This is a genomic window from Pseudomonas sp. FP597 (assembly GCF_030687435.1).
GTDB lineage: Bacteria > Pseudomonadota > Gammaproteobacteria > Pseudomonadales > Pseudomonadaceae > Aquipseudomonas > Aquipseudomonas lactucae.
Genome location: NZ_CP117432.1, coordinates 2,370,822 through 2,391,528, shown reverse-complemented (window position 1 = coordinate 2,391,528; position 20,707 = coordinate 2,370,822). Strand labels below are relative to the sequence as shown.

Here is a 20,707-nt window from a genome sequence, read left to right as displayed (position 1 = left end):
ACGGACCGCGGCTTGGCAAGTTCGTCGACGGTGAACCGCGGGCACCTCACCCCTTCAATGACTCACCTCGGGCATAGAACTTGTCATATTCGCCAGAGGGTACGAACAGCCCCCCAGTCGTCCATATGATATGGGTTGCATTCGCCAGATATGGCTCGAGCCCATTGGCGGCGGTGTATGCTCTTCCAGCAAGAGACTCGGTTACCCAGAGTGGACCGTCGAAGGCTGCAGTGGCAGATGGCTCGACCTTGATTGACTCCGCTTGCCAAGCAGTGTGGACGTGCTTAAACAGCATATCGTCATCAATCGTAAATACTCCTGAAAGCACTGGTCGCATCACCTCCACCGCGCGTTCAGATGCCCGGGGAACTGCCAGCCCGTCTGCCTCTGTGTGATTACTAAGCCCGATGTCATAGACGCTCGGATGGCCTCCACTATCATCTTTCATCGCAACCAAGAAGCATGGTGCTTCCGTAGGCTCGGCAAAGAAACAATGAACATATGATCCAAAGAGATGCGCCAACCCGAACGCAATCCCTCCGGGTGCGCCACCCACGCCACAAGGGATGTAGACGAATAGTGGATGATGCTCATCCACGATAACTTGCTGCTCAGCTAACTGCTTTTGCAACGCCAAAGCGGCAACGCTGTAACCAACAAAGAGAGAAAATGAACTTTCATCGTCGACGAAATGGCAATACAAGTCCTGCTCTGCCTCCGTACGCCCTGCGGCAACGGCGGCAGCATAATCTCCCTCATGCTCTACTACGTTTACTCCGCGATCCCGAAGCCGCGTCTTCTTCCACTCTTTTGCGTCCGCCGACATGTGAACGATGGCTTCAAAACCGAGAGCAGATGCGATAACACCTATACTCAAGCCCAGATTGCCAGTAGATCCAACTGCAACACTATACTGATTCAATAGCTCCTTCCCGGCGAGGCTGAGTACGTTTTTCGGATCACCTTCGGTGATCACTCCACGCCCCAACGCGATTTTTTCGGCGAACTCCAATACCTCGTGTATTCCACCGCGAGCCTTGATAGATCCTGCAATCGGCAGTCCGTGGTCTGCTTTTACGAATAACCTTCCGCTATCCGAGCTCAGGCCTAACGCGTCCTGAAGCTTAGGTACTTTAAGGAGCGGAGATTCAATAATGCCGTTGGACTGTTCCAGCTCAGGAAAAAGGGTGGTCAAAACTGGAGCGAATTTTTTAAATCGCTCCGAAGCCTTGAAGATGTCGGCCTCACCAATAAGTTCAGAGCCCCAAGCTTTTCCAGGCTTTCCACTAGCCCCCCGCCCTGGATTAATCCACATTACTGTTTGCTTGTTCCGCAGCGCGAGATCCACAGAATCCAGCGTATCTAGAGTACCGCTCATCGTTATTCACCCTAAGGTATTGATTGTGTGTGGCCCATTTCAAAAAGCACTACAGGCAGAGAAGATTCTTGCCGACCTAGCAGCAATCGTCATGATTGGGGCAGCGGGCTTTCCAGGGGTAGGGGCGCCATGATCGAAGCATCATCGACGCTATGGTCATCAACCCCATGCCGCCTCAGAGCAAGATCAAGAACGGACCTATTGTCGTTGCACAAAGGGACTTCAAGCGACAGCCTCCAAGAACAGCAGGCGGCGATTGGAGCTTTCAAAAAAATCATTCGTAAGGGGACGACCTGCTGACCGAGCCCCACGTGAATACAGTCACGAGCAGTACTATCGGTTTTTGTTATAGACATCCCGGCGCTCTCCTCTCTGCCCGCATCTCTAAAATGCTAGCGACCTAGAAAATTTCTCGAAAAAACATATGGTTGCGGATCTTAAGGGCCCTCTACCTCTTCCTAGAGGCCAGATTTGTAAGGATGGCATGCGGATTAAACGGCACTATAGGTTGAAGCAAAAATCTGACATAAGTCAATATATAGATCAAGACCCGTTCAGAAACCGTGCGGGAAAATCTGATGGATTCACGTACAAGGTCATATAATGATAACAAACTGGAGAAAGCGAAGCGGCGCATGTTGCGAGCGTTGTACCAAACCGGTATCTTTAACCTGACTAATGACAGGTTACGGCGTAAAAAATGAGCTGGCACGCTCAGGATCATATCGCCTACGTAGCAACCACTACCTCGGCTCAGCTATTCGCCACTGGAATCAACCGAGGATCGACACCCAGTTTTTAAATGAGCGCAAATCAAATCCGGTTCGCCGCAGGCCCGCAGTTGCCTCCCGCTGATTACGAAGCCGGACCCAGCATTCATGTAATGAGCCCGTACTACCTCTTAGGAACCTTGCTGTTGATTTTGGTCCCTCCTTCTTAATCGTCAGGTGCTCCCGGTTATTAACGCGTGCCCCCCTTGCCTAGGTTAAATAGAAAATGCACCTCTCTCATGTAAAATCTTATGAAAACCTATCGTTCGCCTTTCTGTCGCTTGTGCTGTGGACATTCTTTATGGCCTCCAGCGCCCCTACTCCGTTATATCTAATTTATCAACAGCAATGGGGGTTCTCCTCGATTGCCCTGACGTTAATATTCTCTATGTATGCTATTGGCATGCTTTCTGCGCTCTTTACAGTAGGCTCACTGTCGGATTATTTGGGTCGCAAGCCCGTCGTAGCAGGGGCAATTATTCTTGAATTGGTATCAATGATTATATTTTTACAAGCAGACAGCCTCACGCACCTCTTATTCGCTCGATTCATCCAAGGTTGCGCAACCGGGATGGCTACAGCCGTGCTGGGCGCCTTCTTGTTAGATATCAATAGTGACAGAGCGACAATTGCAACGAGCGTAATTCCGCTCCTGGCAACGGGCGCTGGCGTCGCTCTCTCAAGCCTAAGCGTCGACTTTGGACCGATGCCGCTTCAACTGATATATGCGCTGATTGCAATAGGCCTTGCATTCCAGTTAGTGGGAGTCCATATGCTTAATGAATCAATCTCTAAGCGCCCTTTGACTTTCAAAGCATTGCGCCCGTCACTAGCCATTCCAGCGTCCGCTAAGGCCACGTTCTTGGCTATCATGCCGATGAACATAGCAGTGTGGTCGTTAAATGGGTTTTTCCTGTCCCTGGTACCCTCCTTGGTAAAAGCCTCAATCTCAACCACCTCAACGAGCGTTGGAGGTATCGTAGTCAGTTTACTGAGTTTCAGCGGTGCAATGTCCGTAGTACTACTTCGGCGCAAGCGATCAGATTACACTAATCGACTGGGGATAATTTTATTAGTGATCGGCGTTGCAGGCATATTAGGCGGTGTCTACTCCAGCAAAACCTACATATATTATACTTCAACAATCATTGCTGGATTTGGAGTAGGCGCGTGCATTATCAGCATGACCAAAGAGCTTTTACCGCTAGCGTTACCATTTGAGCGAGCAAGTTTAATATCGGCTTACTGGGTTGCGAGTCAGCTCTCTCTTATCGTTCCGTCAATTTTAGTCGGCATATTAGTCCATTATGCAGGATTAACCATCGCCACCTATTACTACGGCGCCGTTGTACTTCTGCTATTAGTTATTTCTCCAATTGTGATGAGTCGGCGCTTAAAGACAATCAGCTAGCGTATGACTTTCATCAACAACCATGCGCTAGCTAGATGCCAACCCTATAGAGCGCAGCGCAAAAAAAGGCTGATCAACCTATTACGTCAATCAGCCAAAAATATAACATTACAAAATATATCGCTAATATTACAAAATTCGATAATCACCATACCAAACGATTAACATCCAGACAACAATCCAGCCGCCGACCCCAATTATTGAAGCTAAGACGCAACACATCCGATCGGCCACATCATTACTCTTGTCGGCTTCCTTTTTTGACAAAGAATTAGCACGAATGCTCCCTATCGATCTTATATTTATTTTCATTTATAAGCTCCCCTGATCAATACCTTATAGCACTCAAACAGGCCTTTTAACTCTATCGCTCCCTTATACTTGTAAGATCCCTCACCCCCACCTCAACGATTAACTTTATCGGCTGCCCTCCCACCAATGTAAGACGCGTTAATTATTAAATCAGCCACCCTTAGGGCGTTCGCAGCAATCGTAAGCGATGGATTAGTACCCGAACTGGTAGGAAAAAAAGAACTATCGACAACATACAAGTTATCTAACTCATGCGCTTTGTTGTTTCTGTCAAGTACACTATTGTGAGGTAAATCACCAAAACGACAAGTTCCACATGCATGACCTAAAATACTATTTTTTTCCGCAGCCGGATTCAAACGTGTGCGATACCCTTTGAATACAGATTTTACTTTTCTACGAAATAGGGCGAGCCGATCTCTATCTTCCTTATGAATTGAATATTCAATTCTGATTTGCCCATCCGCGCTCAAAGTCACCCGATTATCAGCATATGGAAAGTCCTCCATGATCCCTGCAAAGACCATTGTATCTCGCAGCGATGCTTTCACTCCCCATTCAATAATCGAAGACATCCTGGATGCAAGCAGGCCTAGCAACCTAGAGCTACGCGTCAGATCCTCTTTTACAGTATGTGCGATTACACTCACCGGCGGAAGATTGCCATTCGACTGTACGGTACCTAACTTGATACCGTCACTGACATATAAATCATTCCACGCCAATTGTTTGATTAGATCTTTTTCGCGCGGCGGCATACGCATCTTAACAATGTAGTAATCGAGAAAATGACGCATCAAATTTCGGCCAACCTGATCCGACCCGTTAGCGAGCCCACGCGGCCACTTTTTGGAGGCTGAGCGTAACAGTATAGCTGGAGTGCCAAGGGCTCCAGCAGCCAATATGATGGTAGTCCCCCTAAGCGTTACAAGCTTACCATTCCACAGACAAAGAAAAGACGTTACACGAGCAGCTTCAGTCTGCAGCTTGAGAACTTCACAATTGTCAGCGAGAACGGCACTATTCTCCTTTAATGCAGGTACAAGACAAATATTTACACTATCGCCCTTACAGCGCTTATCGCAGATAAAGCCGATGCATTCGCGACAACTAGGTCTATACTCGCATGCCATGGGGAGATGATAAGGATGACAACCCTGCGATGAGAGGTATTCGTACAGCTCCCCATTCGCTGGGCTATATGGCGGCGGAGGCAGAATCGAACGGCTTTCTTTGCCAGGCCGCAGGGGATCTAAGGTTGCTTTAACATTATAGAGAGCCTCCGCTTTCGCGTAATACGGCTCAAGTTCTCCAGATGCTATAGGCCACTTATCAGGAGTCTGCGCGCCCGAGGCACCATTGGCGTAAACAGATGGCTCGAAGTCGACTGGAAAAAACCGCTCCATGACCATCCCATAAAGCACACTCGATCCACCCGTCCCCTCACCCAGAATAGGTAAAACCGATTTTGAGCCCCCTCCCGTTACTTCAAGTATGGGGGAAGATAAGCGACCTGCTCGCTTAAGATAACTAGTGTACGAATTGTTAGAATGCTCGCCTTCGAAAAACGTCTCCGCCCACTTGCCAACGAGTGCATCAGGAGCCGTCAGATGGCTCGCTCCTTTCTCACAGAAAAGCACGCTCATGCCAGCCTGCGCCAGGCTTTGCCCGAGGGTAGCTCCTCCAATTCCCGTGCCTATCACGATCGCATCCCAATGACGCAGCTGAATTTCGGCAGGTGTCATGAACTCTCTCTCGCCTAGTAAAGTGATCTGAAAATGATCTTGCTAATTAGCTCTGACCGGCTAGTCGACTCGCTCTAAAAGCGCGTCTATCGCAGCCAACGATTGAGGCTCGTTTAACAATGGCGGATGCCCTCTGTCGGCAACAACGGTAAGGACTGCATCAGAGTTCAATTCAATCATCCGCTGCGCGATTTCATCCGTTAGCAGATCTGATAGCTCCCCTCTAATGAGTGCTACCGGCACAGCGCTTGCTTTGGAAAACTCATGCCAGAACTCGGGCCGCTCTGCCTGCATACGTGCTGATTCACGCATCGTGAGCAAATCGAAATCACGAGCGTATCGACCAGGCGCAATTTCACGATAGGCACGGAGCATCAAACGTACCCAATCATCTTTATCAAATCCCGGATAGATCGCCTCGTTGTGGTCTTGAACTCGCGCAACCGCCTCCTCAAATGAATAATCCGCACTTTCAGCATGGCCAGCCATTCGCTTAAGTGCCGGTAACGGTATTCGCCCCCCGATATCATTCACCACGATCCCCGCGACGCGCTCTGGTCTCTTGCCTGCCATTTCGATGGCCATCAAGCCACCTAATGTTGTCCCGATAATCACCACGCGCTCAATGTTCAAATGATCAAGAAGCTGCCACATATCCTCAATCAATAAGTCGAAGTGATAATCCTCTGCATTCGTCATGCGGGCAGAGTTTCCTCGTCCGCGCAGGTCGGGAGCGATGACTCGCCGGCCCGCAGCCAAGCGCGGCGCAAGGTCTTCGAAATCCCGAGAATTACGCATAAATCCGTGCAAGCAGAGCACGGGCGTTCCCGCTTCTCGCGATGTGTAGTCTCGATAGAACAGCTCTAAACCGGACCGACCCGTGAATAGCACGCTAGAGAATTGCGATTCGTTGTTAGGCATCACCCTGCTCCATTCTTAGAAATTTAGCCAAAGGCCCCAGGGGCACGGTCTCAAAATTGCCTGTAGCACCCGAAATCAGCTTCGTGCATAATCCGACTTAAGTCAACTTTAACAAAAATCTTATGGGCGTTTGACACTGCTTTGGCGGTGGGGGGATACAAAGTGAGTAAACACGTGATCGTAATTGGAGGGGGATCACTGGTCTCGCGGCTGCGACGGCGTTGAGCTTGCGAGGCCAAAAAGTGACCATTCTTGAGGCATCTGATCGTCCAGGGGGCCGAATCCAAAGACTTACACGTCATGGAGACTCGGTAGAGGCTGGAGCTCAAGGCATTCATTCAAATTACACAGAGATGCTCGGCTTGGTAGAGCACGCAGGGCTACGCGGAGATCTTATGCCATTGGATGGAAAGGTTTCCTACCTGGATCGTAACGGGGCTAGCCGTATCCCTAATGGCAATCTAGGTATAACTAGCCTGATGAATGGACGAGGAGTTCGTGACCTCTCTTGGTTTGTAGCTCGCTATTTAGCCCTCGCAAGGCGCTATCCTCAATTTGAAATTGTTCGCGATTTGCCCGCTTATGACAACATCTCAGTAGAGGAAGCGCTCAATTGGGCAGGCAGTGATTTTCGTGATTATATTTTACATCCAATGATGCACGCAATGACCAACACTGCTCTTGAATTCACCAATCTCTATCACATGCTTAATTCCACCAAATTGGAACTTACTACCAAAGTATTTGGCCTGCGAACGGGGATAGTAACCCTAGCGGAGCGATTGGCCTCCAAGTTGGAGGTCCGATACGAGAGTCCGGTACTTAAGATATTATCATCCGGACGCAAGGTTGATGGTGTTCTTCTTGATAGCGGCGAGACCATAAAATGCGACCATGTTATAGCCGCGTGCCTATTAATGTTTCCGCTCGAATTTTACCTTCAGAACTAGAAACCTCAGCTGAATTCCTAACGGAGTTTACTAACACCCCTATTGTGCTGGTATATTTTTTCCTAGACAGACCAGTTTCATCGCCTGCATATGTGTACATGGGACACCCTTATCGCGATGTCACATTTAATATGGCTATAAATCATAGCAAGAAAACACCCTATATGGTACCAAGCGGTAAGGCAATAATTTCTGCATAGTCATGCTATCCAAGCTCTGCGCTATTAATTACTCAACCAGACAATACGATCATTAGCCACGCCCTTCGAGATATGGAAGCATTCTTCCCTAACATATCAAACTGGGTCGATGAGGCTCAAGTTGTGAGACATCAATGGGGCATGGCTCGTTATGCACCTGGTGCTCATAGGAGGATTCTGGACTTCAAACGCCACGCCGAATCTCTACACGGCATCTCGTTCGCGGGCAATGATTTTGATGGTGTGCACATGGAATCCGGGGTTAGGAGCGCGCGGCGGGCGGCTCACCGCGCGGAGCAAACCTGATCGGTAACAGCCAGCTCCTGCCGAGGATATAGGGTGCAAAACGCATCAATAAACTTCCTAAACGCAAGGCTATGGGGAGTGGCGAACCCTATTGATCGGCAACTATTTAATAATTAAAAGTTTATAGAACGCTTTTAATTCTTCACCAAAAATCAATTTAGGACGTTAGCTTCAAATCAAAATCAGACCAATAAAAATGTCGACAACTGTAATAAGGCAAACACGTTCAAATACTCACTCGACACCATTATGCTTCGATATACGCCTAGAACACCTAAAACCATCACACAAAAATCAATACCCTCTCCAGAGTATCGGCATGTCCGACCAAGCACTAAAAAAATAAAAAGCGGAAGCCTTTAATTCACCCCCACATACAAACATAAACTTACAAACCAAGCCAGCCAGTAACCATAATAGATAACATGAAACACTCAACATCTTGAGCATACCACCCTTAACTCCATACGCAATATTGAATACAAGCACCCCTCACATACGATAATATTGAAAATACGCCCAGCGAAATCTATTAATACACTACCCAGACACACTTAACACTAATAAATCCAAGCGGATATCTTATTATCTAGCGATCCATAACACACATACAAATTCATGTATATTTTTCCTGAGACGCCCACCCAACCTATTGCTGCATTGATGACAAGGTCTTTTCCAATGCTAGAAATTCAGCATTCTGTTACCCCGTTTACAGCACTCATATGAATGCCCTTGAGCCAAACTCCAACTACGCCACACATAAAATTAATCCAATAATTCACGTACATATTTAAAGCTTACTATTTTCCCTGAATTCAAATTGCTCTTTAACCTGTCATTTTATGATGACTCTGTGTCGCAAAATTCCCCCCCCACGCCATCCACGCCGCTGCTGCGCCAATTCACTATCGCTAATTCCCTGCCCTTCCTCCCTGATGTCAGACGACGCAGGCGACGATGCTTGCAGTCCCACTACGATGCCCTGGCCCAACGCAGTCGAATCGGACCGGTACTGTGATCTGGTCACCTGGTATGGGCACGGCTTGCAAAACCAAACCGACCGCGATAACCTGACTTAAAGCTGTTTTTGTGCGTACCAGGTGCATTCAACGCCAGTCGTTGTATTTTTTCTCGGAATCTGAGATGAGCTGGGTCGGATTACGGCCCTGCTTCTACACATTTGTAATTTCTATCGACATTCGGATGAGCATAATGAGGACTGATAGAACCCCACAAAACCAAACAAAACCTGCTCGATTCCAGGTATTTTCACAGTCATCGCAGGGCGTCAATGTAACCCCAGTGCCCCGAAGGCGATGCGTCTGGAATTAAGCACACCAAGACAACATCGTCGCACCATATAGCCAGAGAGGCGATGTTTAGGCTCCTATTGAGCTGAGCGCTCTAATTCGACGCCTACAAATGAAGTACAGGACAGCAACCGCACGGAAGCCTAGGTCATAGCATTAGACGTTTAGACAGAACCTAGCGGGTCTGCCCTTGCATAGAAGCTGCCGCTATGTACAAAAATAATGGATCTGGTGTCGTCGAAAAGCTCTTCTACAAGCCCATTGAAGCGGCGATACGCTGGTGCGACCTGATTGCTCATGAGGCGCAGATTCTCGAGTCAGCCTGGGAAGATCCGGATCGTCTCATCAATAGCTTTCCTCACTGGCCATGCTTGCATGCAAGCTTAGGTAAGATCTTGGATGCCATTAGAAATCATGAGATGCCGTACGGAGCTTTAGGTATTACCGTTACTCACAGCACCCCAGTCGATCTAACGCTACTGACCATAAGACATTCGGACCTAAAGCGGTGGATGCTGCACTACCACCCAGATCAGCGACCGTCGTTTCTTTTTAACCAAACCGCAACTGACAAGGAAACTATTCATTACAGCACCTATTTGGTTTTACAGGCAGACCGTGATGCCCTCCAGGTACAGTTGAAAGCAACAGAAACCAAACTTCAATTTCTGATCGACGAGCTAAAGGCGGCCGGGCTGGAGCGCGAAAGCCTACGCCAGCACGCTGAGAACAGACAACAGCTTAGCGACCACAGCAAAGCAGGTTTTCTGAACGTAATCGGAGCCTTAGTCAACACCATACTGGGTTCGTCACAGGCAGGAAGAAAGCACTCTATCTTCGATAGTCAGGCCGCTGTTGTCGACTCTATAACTGCGCACTATGGTGGCGTCGCCGGACTGAGCAAACGCTCACTTGATGAAAAGTTTGCAGCCGGCAGACGTAGCCTTGCCAAGGCCAAAAGCTGAGCATTGCAGTGCAATGACGTCGCTTGCATTGCAATGACTCACGTCTTTTTCTGGCATTGAATCCAAGTCACTTCCCACCCAATGCCATCTGGCGCTAGGAGTGACTACCATGACCAATCAGTCCTCATCTTTCGTTGAAGCCACTCAAACGCCGGTCGAACGCCACATCATGCGCCGCGATGAGGTAGAACGGAAAACCGGCTTCAAACGTGCGCACATTTACAATCTGATGAAGGAAGGAAAGTTTCCTCAGGCCAAGCGCATTGGACTTCGCGCAGTCGGTTGGGACTCGCTGGAAATCGAGCAGTGGGTCACCGAACGCTTGGCGCAGCAGGGCTGATGCCATGCGTGTGGTATCGGTAGTTTCCACCAAAGGTGGTGTAGGTAAGACCACAGTAACCGCCAACCTCGGAGGTCTTATCGCGGATGCTGGACTGCGTGTTCTGCTGCTGGATCTTGATAGCCAACCCACCCTTTCCAGCTATTACAAGTTGAGCCATGAGGCTACCGCAGGCGCGTACGAGCTTATCGCGCTCAAACTGACAAACCCTGTGCAGATAGTTTCTAACACTGCGGTTGCCGGCCTCGACCTGATCCTCTCCAACGACGATCAAGGTCGGCTGAGTCAACTTCTGCTGCACGCCCCTGACGGGCGATTGCGGCTGCGCAATGTGCTCGACAATTTCAGCTCCCGCTATGACCTCTTGCTCATCGACACTCAAGGTGCGCGCAGCGTACTGCTGGAAATGGCCGTGCTCGCATCCGATCTCGCCATCTCCCCCATTACGCCGGAAATGCTCGCAGCCCGCGAACTGCGACGCGGCACCTTGAATCTGCTGAGTGAGCTAGAAGCGTTCCGTCACCTAGGCATTACAACACCACCGTTGCGACTGCTACTAAACCAGGTGAATGCCATTAGGGTGGACACACGAATGATCATCCGCAGCCTGCGCGAATCTTTCGCCGAGACTGCCAACATTTCGGTCCTAGACACCGTAGTGCCGGATCGAGTGGCGTACCTCAATGCCGCTTCCCTAGGCCTACCGGTCCACCGAGTCGACACACGCCAGTCACGTAAGCGATGCTCGCCAACGGCGCTGGAAACCATGCAAGCACTGGCCATCGAGTTGTTTCCGGAATGGCGCGAAGCGATCTCTACGGTAAGCAGGCGGTTGGAGGCTAAATGAAATAAATCGCCAAGCAGGCACTTTTCACCAAGTCATTTTTACCAATCTTGATGCCAACGGTGCTTGGCTAGGAGTCTTCTTGATGTTGGATCAACCCACCATCATCGCCCCACCTGCTATCCAACAACTCCACCCGCCTTGCGATGAGTATTGCACCGTAGTCTTTCGCCTGCAGGGCGGGCGCTCGGCCATGGGGTGGTTCCTTGCAGAACTATCCCGACATTTCGAAGGTTCGGGCACTACCGAGGTCGTCAAGTTCGAGGTCGGTGACCATTTGCGTAACCGGCGTTAACTGAGGTTGTTCCGATGAAAAAGCTCAGTCAGGAGCAGATCACCGACAAGCTGCACCAGGACCACTTCCCTCGAGCGCAGGAGTTGGAGCGGCTGTCCGATCCACTTACTGACACGCCTATGTTGGTCACGCTGGAGGAAATGCGGCCCTACGAACACAACCCGCGCTTCATCCGTAATCCGCTATACGACGATATCAAGGCTTCGATCCGTGAACGGGGGCTGGATCAACCGCCACCGATTACCCGACGGCCGGGTGAAACCTATTTCATCATCCGCAACGGCGGTAATACGCGCTTGGCGATTCTCGGCGAGCTGTGGCAGGAAACTCGCGACGAGCGCTTCTTTCGCATTCATTGCCTGTTCCGACCTTGGACCAATGAAATCACCGCCCTACTCGGCCATCTGGCTGAAAGCGATCTGCACGGCCAACTCACTTTCATCGAGCGGGCTCTGGCGGTAGCCAAACTCAAAACCATGCTCGAAGCAGAGGGGACTGTGTTCTCACAACGGGAACTGGCACGACATCTTGCCGCTGGAGGCTATCCGATTTCGCAGCCGCACATCAGCCGGATGCTGGACACTCTCGAACATTTACTGCCCGCGATTCCACAAACGCTGTATGCCGGATTGGGTAAGCCCCAGATCGAACGCCTGATCGGCCTACGCAGCCAGGCAGAACGAACCTGGAACCGATATCCAACCGCCCCCGTTGCGTTCGTCGATTTCTGGCTCGAGACCCTGGGCTATTTCGATGCAGAACCCGAGTCATTCGATCTTGAGCAAATCCAAGATGAACTGCTCGAACGCATGAGCCACTTACTCGGACAGTCCTACCGTATGTTGGCCCTTGAGCTGAGCGACACCCAACGGGTCATCTCGACGCCTGGCGTTGCCCTCACCGAGCCCTCGGAGAATATTCATTTGCCGAGCATTGATGAAGCCTCGGCAGGACTTCTTTCCTCCGATCCTCATCCCAAATCAACTGAGACCAAATCCCAGACTGAAACAGCGCAAGAGGAACTGCTCACACCGCCCCAAACGAATGCCATATCAGCAGTCAGCCCTCCGTCTCGCGTGCAACAGATTCGCGAACAGATCGATCGCGAGACCGCCACCGACGCAGCATCTTCGGTCGACACCTATGCGATCGACGACATCTGGACCATCGCTACAGCACTGGACAGCCCCGAACAACTGCGATCCGCCATTGCCACACTGGCGCGGGAAATGGCGGCCTATGCCGGACATCCCGAGAGCATCATCGACCAGCAGCATGGCTTGGGCTTCGCCCTGAACATCGAGCGAGTTGATCTTGCAGTGCCTCGCGCGACCGGCGTTCACCTACTGCTCCTGGCCCTGCTGCGCGCTCAAGACGACGTGAACTGGGAAGATCGTAAGCAACTGCCGTCAGCGCTGTTCGGCCAGTTGTTGTTGGGGATCTATCAACTTCCGCTGACAGATCGTCCCGCCCTGGATGTGGGACTGGAGCGATTGCCAGACAGCCTGCTCATCAAACTGTATCGGCTGATCCGCCTGGCCCGTCGCCTGATCGACCTAACGCTTCCCCCTGAAGATGAGTCACCGAAGGAGCTGCCATGAACCTTTCCTTCAATGTGCTCAACCAGGCCATGCTGACCCAGGTGCTACATGAACTGCGCCAAGGTAACCTGCAGCGCTGCAAGGCACTCGGATTGGGTGAAGACGACATCTATTTGTTGCAATCCTTACCGCCCACCACCCTGTCACGCCTGGCCCATGCCACCGTACCCTGGGTAGAGGTCAAGATCGACTCGCCGGTGCTGCACCGGTTGATCGAACAAGCCGAGCGCGACGAGCAGAACGAGCGCTTGATCAATCGAGCGCTCAAGCTCGGCGCCAGCAGCACCATCATGTATCAATGCTTCGGCTTGGCGCATTCGGAAACCGCCCTGCGCCGGCGTCTGCTCAAGATAGAAACCCGTAAGGGCCGCCCTCAACATTTGACCGAAGCCCAGGAACATGCGCTCTGGCAGCGATGGTGTCAGCTGCGCGCTCAAGACAGTACCGAGGATCAGCTCGACGCCATGATGATGCTGGCTGAAGAGCAACAGATCAGCTTGACCATCGTGTGGCAGCAGATCGACCAGTACAGCAACGGCACATGAACACTGCCCCTTCCAATCGCTGGCAGCGTGTCCTGCAGCAATGCACCCAGCAGTTGAGTGAACGCTGGCCCGTACGCCCCACCACTGAACATCCCTCCAACCAGGCCCTGCAGGCGGGCTTTTTGTTCAGTGGCCAATCTCACGAAGTCGTGCCACGTCGGCTGCTATTGGATAGTCGGCTGACGCCATTGGAACGCAATGCCTGGCAGGTATTTCGACTCATGCTGCAAGGCCAGGGCGTGGTCACACCGCGCTATGAGGATTTGCAGCCTTACCTTTCAAGCGTGCCCTACGGCGCGTCAGCCTCCCGTGAAACTATTGCTCGGGTGTTGACGATGCTCAGGTTGACGCGCTGGCTCAGTTTGGTAAGTCGCGGACGCGATCAGCTCAGTGGACGCCTTCAAGGTTCTCTGTACGTTCTGCACGATGAGCCGTTAACCCCCGCCGAAGCCATGGAACTGGATCAGGATTACCTGGCGCTGGTCGGACATGCCCTCTCTCATGCGACTAAGGCTGTGCGAATTGTCGCTCAGCATGTTTTGGAAGAAATCCGCCAAGACACCGATATCGATCAGGATCGGTTGCCGACCCGACTCGACAGTTGGAGCGACCATTGGACACAACAAGGATTGGGTCAGGCGATCGATAAAGCATTACACGATTCCGAACTGGGTGGCGATCACCGCGTTCGGAATCGTGCAGGCCCTCGTTCGGATTCCGAACCGGGCCTGAACGCCAGTGTTTCCCGCACCGTTCGGAATCCGAACGCCGCCTGTACTGTATTAAAAGAAAGTATTTGTACAGTACCGCGCGCGACCCCGGCGGTGGATAACCTGCTCTGGCCCACTCCGCTGCAACTGAGCCCAAGCGATCGTCAGGCCGTCGGCGTGGCGCTGAACAAGCTCAAACCCGCGGATCGGCAGGCGGTGCTCAACGAAGCGGGGGCACGCTGTGCGGTCGGTGGAATCCGCAAGCCAGCGGCGTATCTGATGGGCCTGATCCAGCGCGCACTGAAAGGCGACTTTCGTCCTTGGGCAGGTCAGGCAGAGTCGTCCCCCATTGCAGTACCGACTCCGTCCACACCGCCCCCCTCGCGCGCATCTCGACAACCGGGCGAACCTGCATCCGCCCTCGCCCAAGCGTGCCTAAATGAGCTACGCCAACTTCGCGGCAAAGGTTCTGGACGTCAGTAGATTTGATGCCACTGGCATCAAATCCATTGGCGTCTAAATGATTAACCCTCTTAAACCAAATCGAACAAACCGCATTCAGCTTTTTGGCTGTCCTTAGTCCTCACTTGTCGCAACGTTATCGTCCAAGCCGATGCGAGGACACTACCGTGGCCGATCACTATCAGCTCAACCTGGGCTCATTGCGCAGCAGCATCACCCTAACACTGCATACCCACCACGCCGCCCGTATCTGGCAAGGTCGAACCGCACGTGAAGGCGTCCATTCGATCATGGGCATGGCCGGCTACATCAGCGTCACCAATCTGATCAAACAAGCCGCAGCGCAGGACGACCCTTATGCCGATTGGGCTATCGTGCAACTCGAAGAAAAACTGCTGCAGGCTAAGGCTGGGATGCTGGAACTGACCCAACAATTAGATCGGATCAGACAGGACCTGCCAACGCAGATCGACATGAGCGACAACCTCAATATCCACCCGGTCACCTTGCCCTTGTACATCGGCAGCCAACTGGGGTTTCTCGCCGTCTACCTGCTAACTGACTACGACACCCTGGTGCGCCACACCCTGTTGGCCCATCACACCGCCTTGATCGGTCGTAGAGACATGGAAGCCTGGATCGACGACGGTGCCCATTTGCTGCGCAGCTTGTTTGGCCAGGTGCAGCGCTATCGACTTGCAGGTGTCACACGCGATGACATGGCCGCAAGTAATGCCCGCGCCATGGCGGCCATGGAGAAGTTTGGATTGCCCCCCACGGACATCCTTGAGGGGCATCGCCGTTCCCAGTTCGCGCCACCTATTGTTCGTCGGGGTGCTGGGGCGGTAGATGACACTGACGCGTCGACGGAGAACGCGATAGAGCCATCTGCGACAGTAGATGAGCCGGAGGACGAAGCATGAAGCCCATTATCTCGACTCAGCTAATCCCCCTCGAAACACTCACACCGGATGCCTATCGACAGCTCGAACACGCTGCCTCCCTAAAAGGCCTTTTAAAACCTTTTAAGGGTAAGGGGGAGTTGGAACTCCTGGCGCAGATGGCGAGGGAAATCGAGGCGCAATTATGTCACCTGATGGAGGCTGTGGCGCAGCAGGCCGGACAACCCCCTTACTCACTGCTGGATATTCGAATGGTGCTGCAGAACACCGGTGCGGGCAGCACCTTTTTGCGTTGGCGCACCCGCGATTTTGCTCGAATGGGTGTTGCAGTCTGGGAACGCCAGGTCTTCAACAAAGCCTTGCCCCAAGCCGTACGCGAGGGATTGCACCGTTTCGAATGCGAGCGTATCGCACTGAACTTGCAGATGAGCGTGGTGCACTCGCTCTACCGTCAGGCTTCAACCTGCGCGATCAAAATGGCCAGCGCCGAACGGCTGCTGCGCCAATTCACACCAGCAGCGGAGATATCACGATGAGTACTTTTTTCGTCGGCGAAGGCAACATCGGTAGTGCGCCAGAGTTCCAGGAGTTCCCATCAGGTAATGACGAGCCACGGCGTCTGCTGCGGCTGAACGTGTACTTCGACAACCCCGTGCCGCGCGAGGGCAGCTATGAGGATCGAGGCGGCTATTGGGCGCCGGTCGAGCTCTGGCACCGCGACGCTGAACACTGGAGCACGCTGTATCAGAAAGGTATGCGCGTATTGGTAGAAGGCCGCACCGTGCGCGATGAGTGGGAGGACAGTGAAGACAATGCGCGGGTCACCTTCAAGATCGAGGCGCGTCGTGTCGGCATCCTGCCTCATCGCGTGCTGAACGTGGTCATGCGGGAGCGCTCAGGTGAATCAGCTTCGTCTGCGGCCCCCATCGGACAGGCTACAGACCTGGCCAGCTCGCCTGCGTCGAAGTCCAAAAAACGCAGAGGGCAGCCTCCGTCGGCACGACTGACTTGAGGCACAAAAATTGCGCCTTTGCGCGAAGTTTCTGGCCCGCCACTACTCCCCGCTCGTGAAGCACTGTCCTCCACGTGATTACAAGGTAGCAGCCTCGCCCCCAATCAAGACTGCCCTCACCGACCAATATGAGGAACCTGCCATTCAGGTTTCTCATAGCTCGCCACTGCTGTTTCCAACAACGCTGCTCCGAACTCAACCCGGAGCAGTTCTATGCGTCTCTTTCTCTGCGAAAAACCCTCCCAAGCTCGTGACATCGCTAAGGTTCTCGGCGCCAGCCGACGTAGCGATGGTTGCTTGATCGGACCCGAGATAACCGTCACCTGGTGTATCGGCCACCTGCTGGAGACGGCCCCACCTGAAGCCTACGGCGATCAGTACAAAACCTGGTCGTTGGATCATCTACCGATCATTCCCGTGCAGTGGAGGGTTGAGGTCAAACCCAAGACTGTCGCGCAGTTCAAAATCATCAAACACCTGCTCAGCGAAGCTACCACCGTCGTCATCGCCACCGACGCCGATCGCGAAGGTGAAATGATTGCCCGCGAGTTACTAGAGCTCTGCAACTATCGTGGTTCTGTTGAGCGCCTCTGGTTATCCGCACTCAACGAGGCGTCAATTCGCAAAGCACTGTCCTCTCTGAAGTCTAGTCAGGAGACCTTCCCGCTCTATCACTCAGCCCTCGCCCGCAGCCGAGCCGATTGGCTGATTGGTATGAACCTCAGTCGTTTGTTTACCCTCCTAGGACGGCGGGCGGGCTATGACGGCGTGCTGTCGGTTGGACGCGTCCAAACGCCCACTTTGCGCTTGGTGGTTGAACGAGACCGCGCGATTGCCAGCTTCGTCTCTGTGCCGTACTGGGTGGTGGATGTGCACCTGTCTTCAATGGGGCAACCCTTCATCGCGTCGTGGGTACCGCCCAGCTCAGGACGTGACGAAGCCGGTCGCTGCCTGCAGCAGGCGCTCGCCAGTCAGACCGTCCAAGCGCTTTCTGGCAGCAAGACCGCCACCGTAGTCTCGCTGCAGACTGAGCATTTGCGCAAAGCGCCACCCCTGCCCTTCGACCTGAGCACACTGCAAGAAGTCTGTTCACGCAAGTTGGGACTCGGCGCTCAGGAAACACTGAACATCGCCCAAGCCTTGTATGAAACCCACAAAGCCACCAGCTATCCGCGCAGCGATTGCCGTTATTTGCCAGAGAGCATGTTCAACGAGGTAGCCGCAGTATTCGATGCCCTGCTCAGAATGGATCCCGCATTGCGCCCAGCGCTCGCAAGCGTCGATCAATCATTGCGCTCACGAGCATGGAACGATGCCAAGATCACCGCGCACCACGCCATCATCCCCACCACCGAGCCGGCGAACCTTGAGCGGATGTCTGAACAAGAGCGCCAAGTCTACGAACTGATTCGTAGCCACTACCTCGCGCAATTCCTGCCGCCTCACGAGTTTGATCGAACCGAGGTCGAACTGGAGTGCGGCGCCGAGCGTTTGACTGCTGTTGGCAAACAGATCCTCGTCCAAGGCTGGAAAGGCTTACTCTCCGACAACGCCGAAGACGATGAACCCAGTCAAAAGGCCCAGGTATTGCCTGCCCTACAACAGGGTATGCAGTGCGCAGTGGACGACGTCAAACTCAAGTCCATGCGCACCGCTGCGCCCAAACCGCTCACCGAGGGCGATCTGATCAAGGCGATGAAAAACGTCGCCAAGCTGGTCAACGACCCGCGCCTGAAACAGAAACTTCGGGACACCACCGGTATCGGCACCGAAGCCACGCGAGCCGGCATTATCAAGGGGTTGATTGATCGCGGTTACTTGTTGAAGAAAAAACGTGCCTTAACGGCCTCCGCAGCGGCCCATACCCTGATCGAAGCGGTACCCGCAGCAGTCGCGGATCCGGGTATGACAGCGATCTGGGAGCAAGCTCTGGAGGAAATCGAAGCGGGACGTCTGACCTTGGATGCATTCGTTGCCAAGCAGGCGCACTGGATTACGCAACTGATCGCAAACTGCGGAGCGCTCACTTTGTCGGTACCGGTCGAAGCCGGGCCGGCTTGCCCCAATTGCAATGCCTCAATGCTCAGGCGTAAGGGAAAATCAGGGCCGTTCTGGTCATGCTCCCAGTACCCGGACTGCAAAGGCACTGTGCCGATCAGCAAAGGTATACGTCGTCCATGAGGCACCATTGGCGCTCACATGAACCTCGTGGGTGTTGTCAGTGCATCATCAACGGCGCCTGATCCTTCTCCAAGTCGTCTAGCGGTTGTCCGATTTCACGGGCCAAGGCGATGCCTGCCGCGATCCATATCTGCCCCAGTTCATTGAACGCTTTCAGGTTAGCAGGATCTTCGTTTAGCCAATGAACAAGGCTGTCGAGATGTTCGGGGCTATCAGGGCAGTCATGGATCTTGATGAACAGCTCCAGTGTTCGATCCCAGATCAGGTCCATGACGTTCTCGCGCGGCTCATCCATGCTCAACCTTGCCTCCCTTTGGCCCTATCAGACCGTTCAGTCTCGCTGGTCACTTCGGCCTCTGATTCCTGGAGGAATAGATGTCACGTCGCGACAAACAGCTGTTTCAGTCAATATAACAACCCTTTAAGTCGATACTCAACCGTTAAGGATGTTCATGTCAATGGGTCTTTGCTCAACCATTCGGGTTGAATTGGAGAACTCATCACTTGGCACATAAACATCCAACCCAAGCCCAAATCGGACGCATGATCGCGAAGCACCGCACCCAGCGTAATCTGACCCAGGAAGAAGTGGCAGAACGCCTGGGAATCGGCAGCGAAGCCATTTCGCGCCTTGAGCGAGGTGTGGTCGAGCTTTCCGTGGTCAAGCTGATGCAACTGGCGGACATCTTCGACTGCCGGATGGATGAACTGCTGACGGAGTCGAGCAGTCGCCCCAACGACCAGGGCCAGATGATTGCGGGCCTGCTGAGCGGCCTTCAAGAAAGCGACCGTGCCTTTATCCTGACGACCGTCGAACAGCTGGCCGCTCATCTCAGTAGCAAATAACCTCTTAGCACACTGGCTTGACGTCCTCCCACCCCCTCTGCTGTAGTGCCTCAAGATCATCGCTTACGGCGACCCAAGACCGATTCGCTCCGGGTAGCTCGGTCGGACTGTTAGAGTTCGGAGCCTTCTCTTCTGCGGAATTTCATTCCCGCTTTGTGCTCGACCGGATCAATGTGGCGGATGACCGCTGTTGCCTCTGCCAGGCATCAGCGGTCATCCGCTACGGCAATCGCATTCAGTCCCGGAGCCCGCCGGGGAAACACTGGGCACCCTTTGTGCGCGGATGCGTGCCAGCATGTTCCGACCCAGGCCACGACAAGGGTCGGTTGGCGAATCATGGCGCAGTCAAACCAAGTTTTGCGAGGAGCTTGTCGACTGCGTCAGACCGCCTAAGGTGGCTTTTCTATTCCTCGCCTGGCACCCCGACAGGCCCGCTCTTCACTTTTTTAATTCAGTGACCGACACTATTTCCGGTCATGAAAATTTTGGCTGCCAAGCCTGTAGTACAGACATCCGACGGTGAAAAGCTCTTACGGGACAATAGAGTAAGCCAGAACTCTTCCTCCGCCTGCTCTAGCCGCATTTCGAGCTAGGTGCTGCATAGTTGCTTCACCGTAGCATTCCCAGAAGCGGCGTAGCGGGCAAAGTCGCAGCGTCATCATAGCCCGGCCTTGTCGCAAGTCACCCATCAAAGCGAA

General features: G+C 52.9%; 19 protein-coding genes. 15 read left to right on the top strand and 4 right to left on the bottom strand.

Annotated features, from left to right (window positions below; translation table 11 throughout):
• Positions 1 to 46: 46 nt before the first annotated feature.
• Positions 47 to 1,378, bottom strand: a complete 1,332-nt coding sequence (locus tag PSH66_RS11210) for a D-serine ammonia-lyase (RefSeq protein WP_205490791.1) — start codon at positions 1,376 to 1,378, stop codon at positions 47 to 49.
• 1,071 nt (positions 1,379 to 2,449) lie between these two features.
• On the opposite strand from PSH66_RS11210, the gene PSH66_RS11205 reads away from it, so the two are divergent.
• Positions 2,450 to 3,559, top strand: a complete 1,110-nt coding sequence (locus tag PSH66_RS11205; protein WP_205490794.1) for an MFS transporter — start codon at positions 2,450 to 2,452, stop codon at positions 3,557 to 3,559.
• A 404-nt stretch (positions 3,560 to 3,963) separates the two neighbouring features.
• Here the strand turns inward: PSH66_RS11205 and PSH66_RS11200 are convergent, their stop codons facing one another.
• A complete protein-coding gene (locus PSH66_RS11200) occupies positions 3,964 to 5,616 on the bottom strand; it encodes a GMC oxidoreductase (RefSeq protein ID WP_205490796.1) in 1,653 nt (550 codons plus the stop codon).
• A 60-nt stretch (positions 5,617 to 5,676) separates the two neighbouring features.
• On the bottom strand, positions 5,677 to 6,537 hold the full coding sequence (locus PSH66_RS11195; protein ID WP_305429070.1) for an alpha/beta fold hydrolase: 861 nt from the start codon (positions 6,535 to 6,537) through the stop codon (positions 5,677 to 5,679).
• A 242-nt stretch (positions 6,538 to 6,779) separates the two neighbouring features.
• On the opposite strand from PSH66_RS11195, the gene PSH66_RS11190 reads away from it, so the two are divergent.
• From PSH66_RS11190 to PSH66_RS11135, 13 genes are all read left to right on the top strand, one after another.
• Complete coding sequence (locus PSH66_RS11190) at positions 6,780 to 7,487, top strand: FAD-dependent oxidoreductase (protein ID WP_305429069.1); 708 nt, start codon at positions 6,780 to 6,782, stop codon at positions 7,485 to 7,487.
• 272 nt (positions 7,488 to 7,759) lie between these two features.
• Positions 7,760 to 7,993, top strand: coding sequence for an FAD-dependent oxidoreductase (locus tag PSH66_RS30135; protein WP_205490891.1), 234 nt, complete (start codon positions 7,760 to 7,762; stop codon positions 7,991 to 7,993).
• A gap of 1,522 nt (positions 7,994 to 9,515) precedes the next feature.
• Positions 9,516 to 10,271, top strand: a complete 756-nt coding sequence (locus PSH66_RS11185; RefSeq protein ID WP_205490802.1) for a hypothetical protein — start codon at positions 9,516 to 9,518, stop codon at positions 10,269 to 10,271.
• Positions 10,272 to 10,380: 109 nt separating this feature from the next.
• Positions 10,381 to 10,611 carry an AlpA family transcriptional regulator gene (locus tag PSH66_RS11180; protein WP_205490804.1) on the top strand — a complete coding sequence of 77 codons (231 nt, stop codon included), beginning with the start codon at positions 10,381 to 10,383 and terminating at the stop codon, positions 10,609 to 10,611.
• A gap of 4 nt (positions 10,612 to 10,615) precedes the next feature.
• Positions 10,616 to 11,458 (top strand): ParA family protein, encoded by an 843-nt coding sequence (locus PSH66_RS11175; protein ID WP_205490806.1) that lies wholly within the window; start codon positions 10,616 to 10,618, stop codon positions 11,456 to 11,458.
• A gap of 82 nt (positions 11,459 to 11,540) precedes the next feature.
• On the top strand, positions 11,541 to 11,750 hold the full coding sequence (locus PSH66_RS11170) for a hypothetical protein (RefSeq protein ID WP_205490809.1): 210 nt from the start codon (positions 11,541 to 11,543) through the stop codon (positions 11,748 to 11,750).
• 14 nt (positions 11,751 to 11,764) lie between these two features.
• The gene (locus tag PSH66_RS11165; RefSeq protein WP_205519991.1) at positions 11,765 to 13,351 is read left to right on the top strand and encodes a ParB family protein; all 1,587 of its coding nucleotides are present in this window, start codon (positions 11,765 to 11,767) and stop codon (positions 13,349 to 13,351) included.
• Complete coding sequence (locus PSH66_RS11160; RefSeq protein WP_205490812.1) at positions 13,348 to 13,896, top strand: DUF2857 domain-containing protein; 549 nt, start codon at positions 13,348 to 13,350, stop codon at positions 13,894 to 13,896. Before PSH66_RS11165 ends, PSH66_RS11160 begins: the two co-directional genes overlap by 4 nt.
• Positions 13,893 to 15,089 (top strand): STY4528 family pathogenicity island replication protein, encoded by a 1,197-nt coding sequence (locus PSH66_RS11155; protein WP_305429067.1) that lies wholly within the window; start codon positions 13,893 to 13,895, stop codon positions 15,087 to 15,089. Before PSH66_RS11160 ends, PSH66_RS11155 begins: the two co-directional genes overlap by 4 nt.
• A gap of 146 nt (positions 15,090 to 15,235) precedes the next feature.
• Positions 15,236 to 15,991, top strand: a complete 756-nt coding sequence (locus tag PSH66_RS11150; protein WP_205519993.1) for a PFL_4669 family integrating conjugative element protein — start codon at positions 15,236 to 15,238, stop codon at positions 15,989 to 15,991.
• On the top strand, positions 15,988 to 16,506 hold the full coding sequence (locus PSH66_RS11145; protein ID WP_305429065.1) for a DUF3158 family protein: 519 nt from the start codon (positions 15,988 to 15,990) through the stop codon (positions 16,504 to 16,506). The genes PSH66_RS11150 and PSH66_RS11145 overlap by 4 nt, the downstream gene beginning before the upstream one ends.
• A complete protein-coding gene (locus PSH66_RS11140; protein ID WP_205490814.1) occupies positions 16,503 to 16,982 on the top strand; it encodes a single-stranded DNA-binding protein in 480 nt (159 codons plus the stop codon). The genes PSH66_RS11145 and PSH66_RS11140 overlap by 4 nt, the downstream gene beginning before the upstream one ends.
• A gap of 213 nt (positions 16,983 to 17,195) precedes the next feature.
• Positions 17,196 to 19,163, top strand: a complete 1,968-nt coding sequence (locus tag PSH66_RS11135) for a DNA topoisomerase III (RefSeq protein ID WP_305429063.1) — start codon at positions 17,196 to 17,198, stop codon at positions 19,161 to 19,163.
• A 37-nt stretch (positions 19,164 to 19,200) separates the two neighbouring features.
• Here the strand turns inward: PSH66_RS11135 and PSH66_RS11130 are convergent, their stop codons facing one another.
• On the bottom strand, positions 19,201 to 19,458 hold the full coding sequence (locus PSH66_RS11130) for a hypothetical protein (protein WP_205490819.1): 258 nt from the start codon (positions 19,456 to 19,458) through the stop codon (positions 19,201 to 19,203).
• 209 nt (positions 19,459 to 19,667) lie between these two features.
• Between PSH66_RS11130 and PSH66_RS11125 the strand changes: the two genes are divergently transcribed.
• Positions 19,668 to 20,009: a helix-turn-helix domain-containing protein gene (locus PSH66_RS11125; protein WP_027912505.1), complete on the top strand. Its 342-nt coding sequence runs from the start codon at positions 19,668 to 19,670 to the stop codon at positions 20,007 to 20,009.
• Positions 20,010 to 20,707: the final 698 nt, after the last annotated feature.

Bases quoted from the DNA above. Each gene is read 5' to 3' on its own strand.
- PSH66_RS11210 (WP_205490791.1), bottom strand. From the start codon at position 1,378: ATGAGCGGTACTCTAGATACGCTGGATTCTGTGGATCTCGCGCTGCGG.
- PSH66_RS11205 (WP_205490794.1), top strand. From the start codon at position 2,450: ATGGCCTCCAGCGCCCCTACTCCGTTATATCTAATTTATCAACAGCAA.
- PSH66_RS11200 (WP_205490796.1), bottom strand. From the start codon at position 5,616: ATGACACCTGCCGAAATTCAGCTGCGTCATTGGGATGCGATCGTGATA.
- PSH66_RS11195 (WP_305429070.1), bottom strand. From the start codon at position 6,537: ATGCCTAACAACGAATCGCAATTCTCTAGCGTGCTATTCACGGGTCGG.
- PSH66_RS30135 (WP_205490891.1), top strand. From the start codon at position 7,760: ATGGAAGCATTCTTCCCTAACATATCAAACTGGGTCGATGAGGCTCAA.
- PSH66_RS11185 (WP_205490802.1), top strand. From the start codon at position 9,516: ATGTACAAAAATAATGGATCTGGTGTCGTCGAAAAGCTCTTCTACAAG.
- PSH66_RS11180 (WP_205490804.1), top strand. From the start codon at position 10,381: ATGACCAATCAGTCCTCATCTTTCGTTGAAGCCACTCAAACGCCGGTC.
- PSH66_RS11175 (WP_205490806.1), top strand. From the start codon at position 10,616: ATGCGTGTGGTATCGGTAGTTTCCACCAAAGGTGGTGTAGGTAAGACC.
- PSH66_RS11170 (WP_205490809.1), top strand. From the start codon at position 11,541: ATGTTGGATCAACCCACCATCATCGCCCCACCTGCTATCCAACAACTC.
- PSH66_RS11165 (WP_205519991.1), top strand. From the start codon at position 11,765: ATGAAAAAGCTCAGTCAGGAGCAGATCACCGACAAGCTGCACCAGGAC.
- PSH66_RS11160 (WP_205490812.1), top strand. From the start codon at position 13,348: ATGAACCTTTCCTTCAATGTGCTCAACCAGGCCATGCTGACCCAGGTG.
- PSH66_RS11155 (WP_305429067.1), top strand. From the start codon at position 13,893: ATGAACACTGCCCCTTCCAATCGCTGGCAGCGTGTCCTGCAGCAATGC.
- PSH66_RS11145 (WP_305429065.1), top strand. From the start codon at position 15,988: ATGAAGCCCATTATCTCGACTCAGCTAATCCCCCTCGAAACACTCACA.
- PSH66_RS11140 (WP_205490814.1), top strand. From the start codon at position 16,503: ATGAGTACTTTTTTCGTCGGCGAAGGCAACATCGGTAGTGCGCCAGAG.
- PSH66_RS11135 (WP_305429063.1), top strand. From the start codon at position 17,196: ATGCGTCTCTTTCTCTGCGAAAAACCCTCCCAAGCTCGTGACATCGCT.
- PSH66_RS11130 (WP_205490819.1), bottom strand. From the start codon at position 19,458: ATGGATGAGCCGCGCGAGAACGTCATGGACCTGATCTGGGATCGAACA.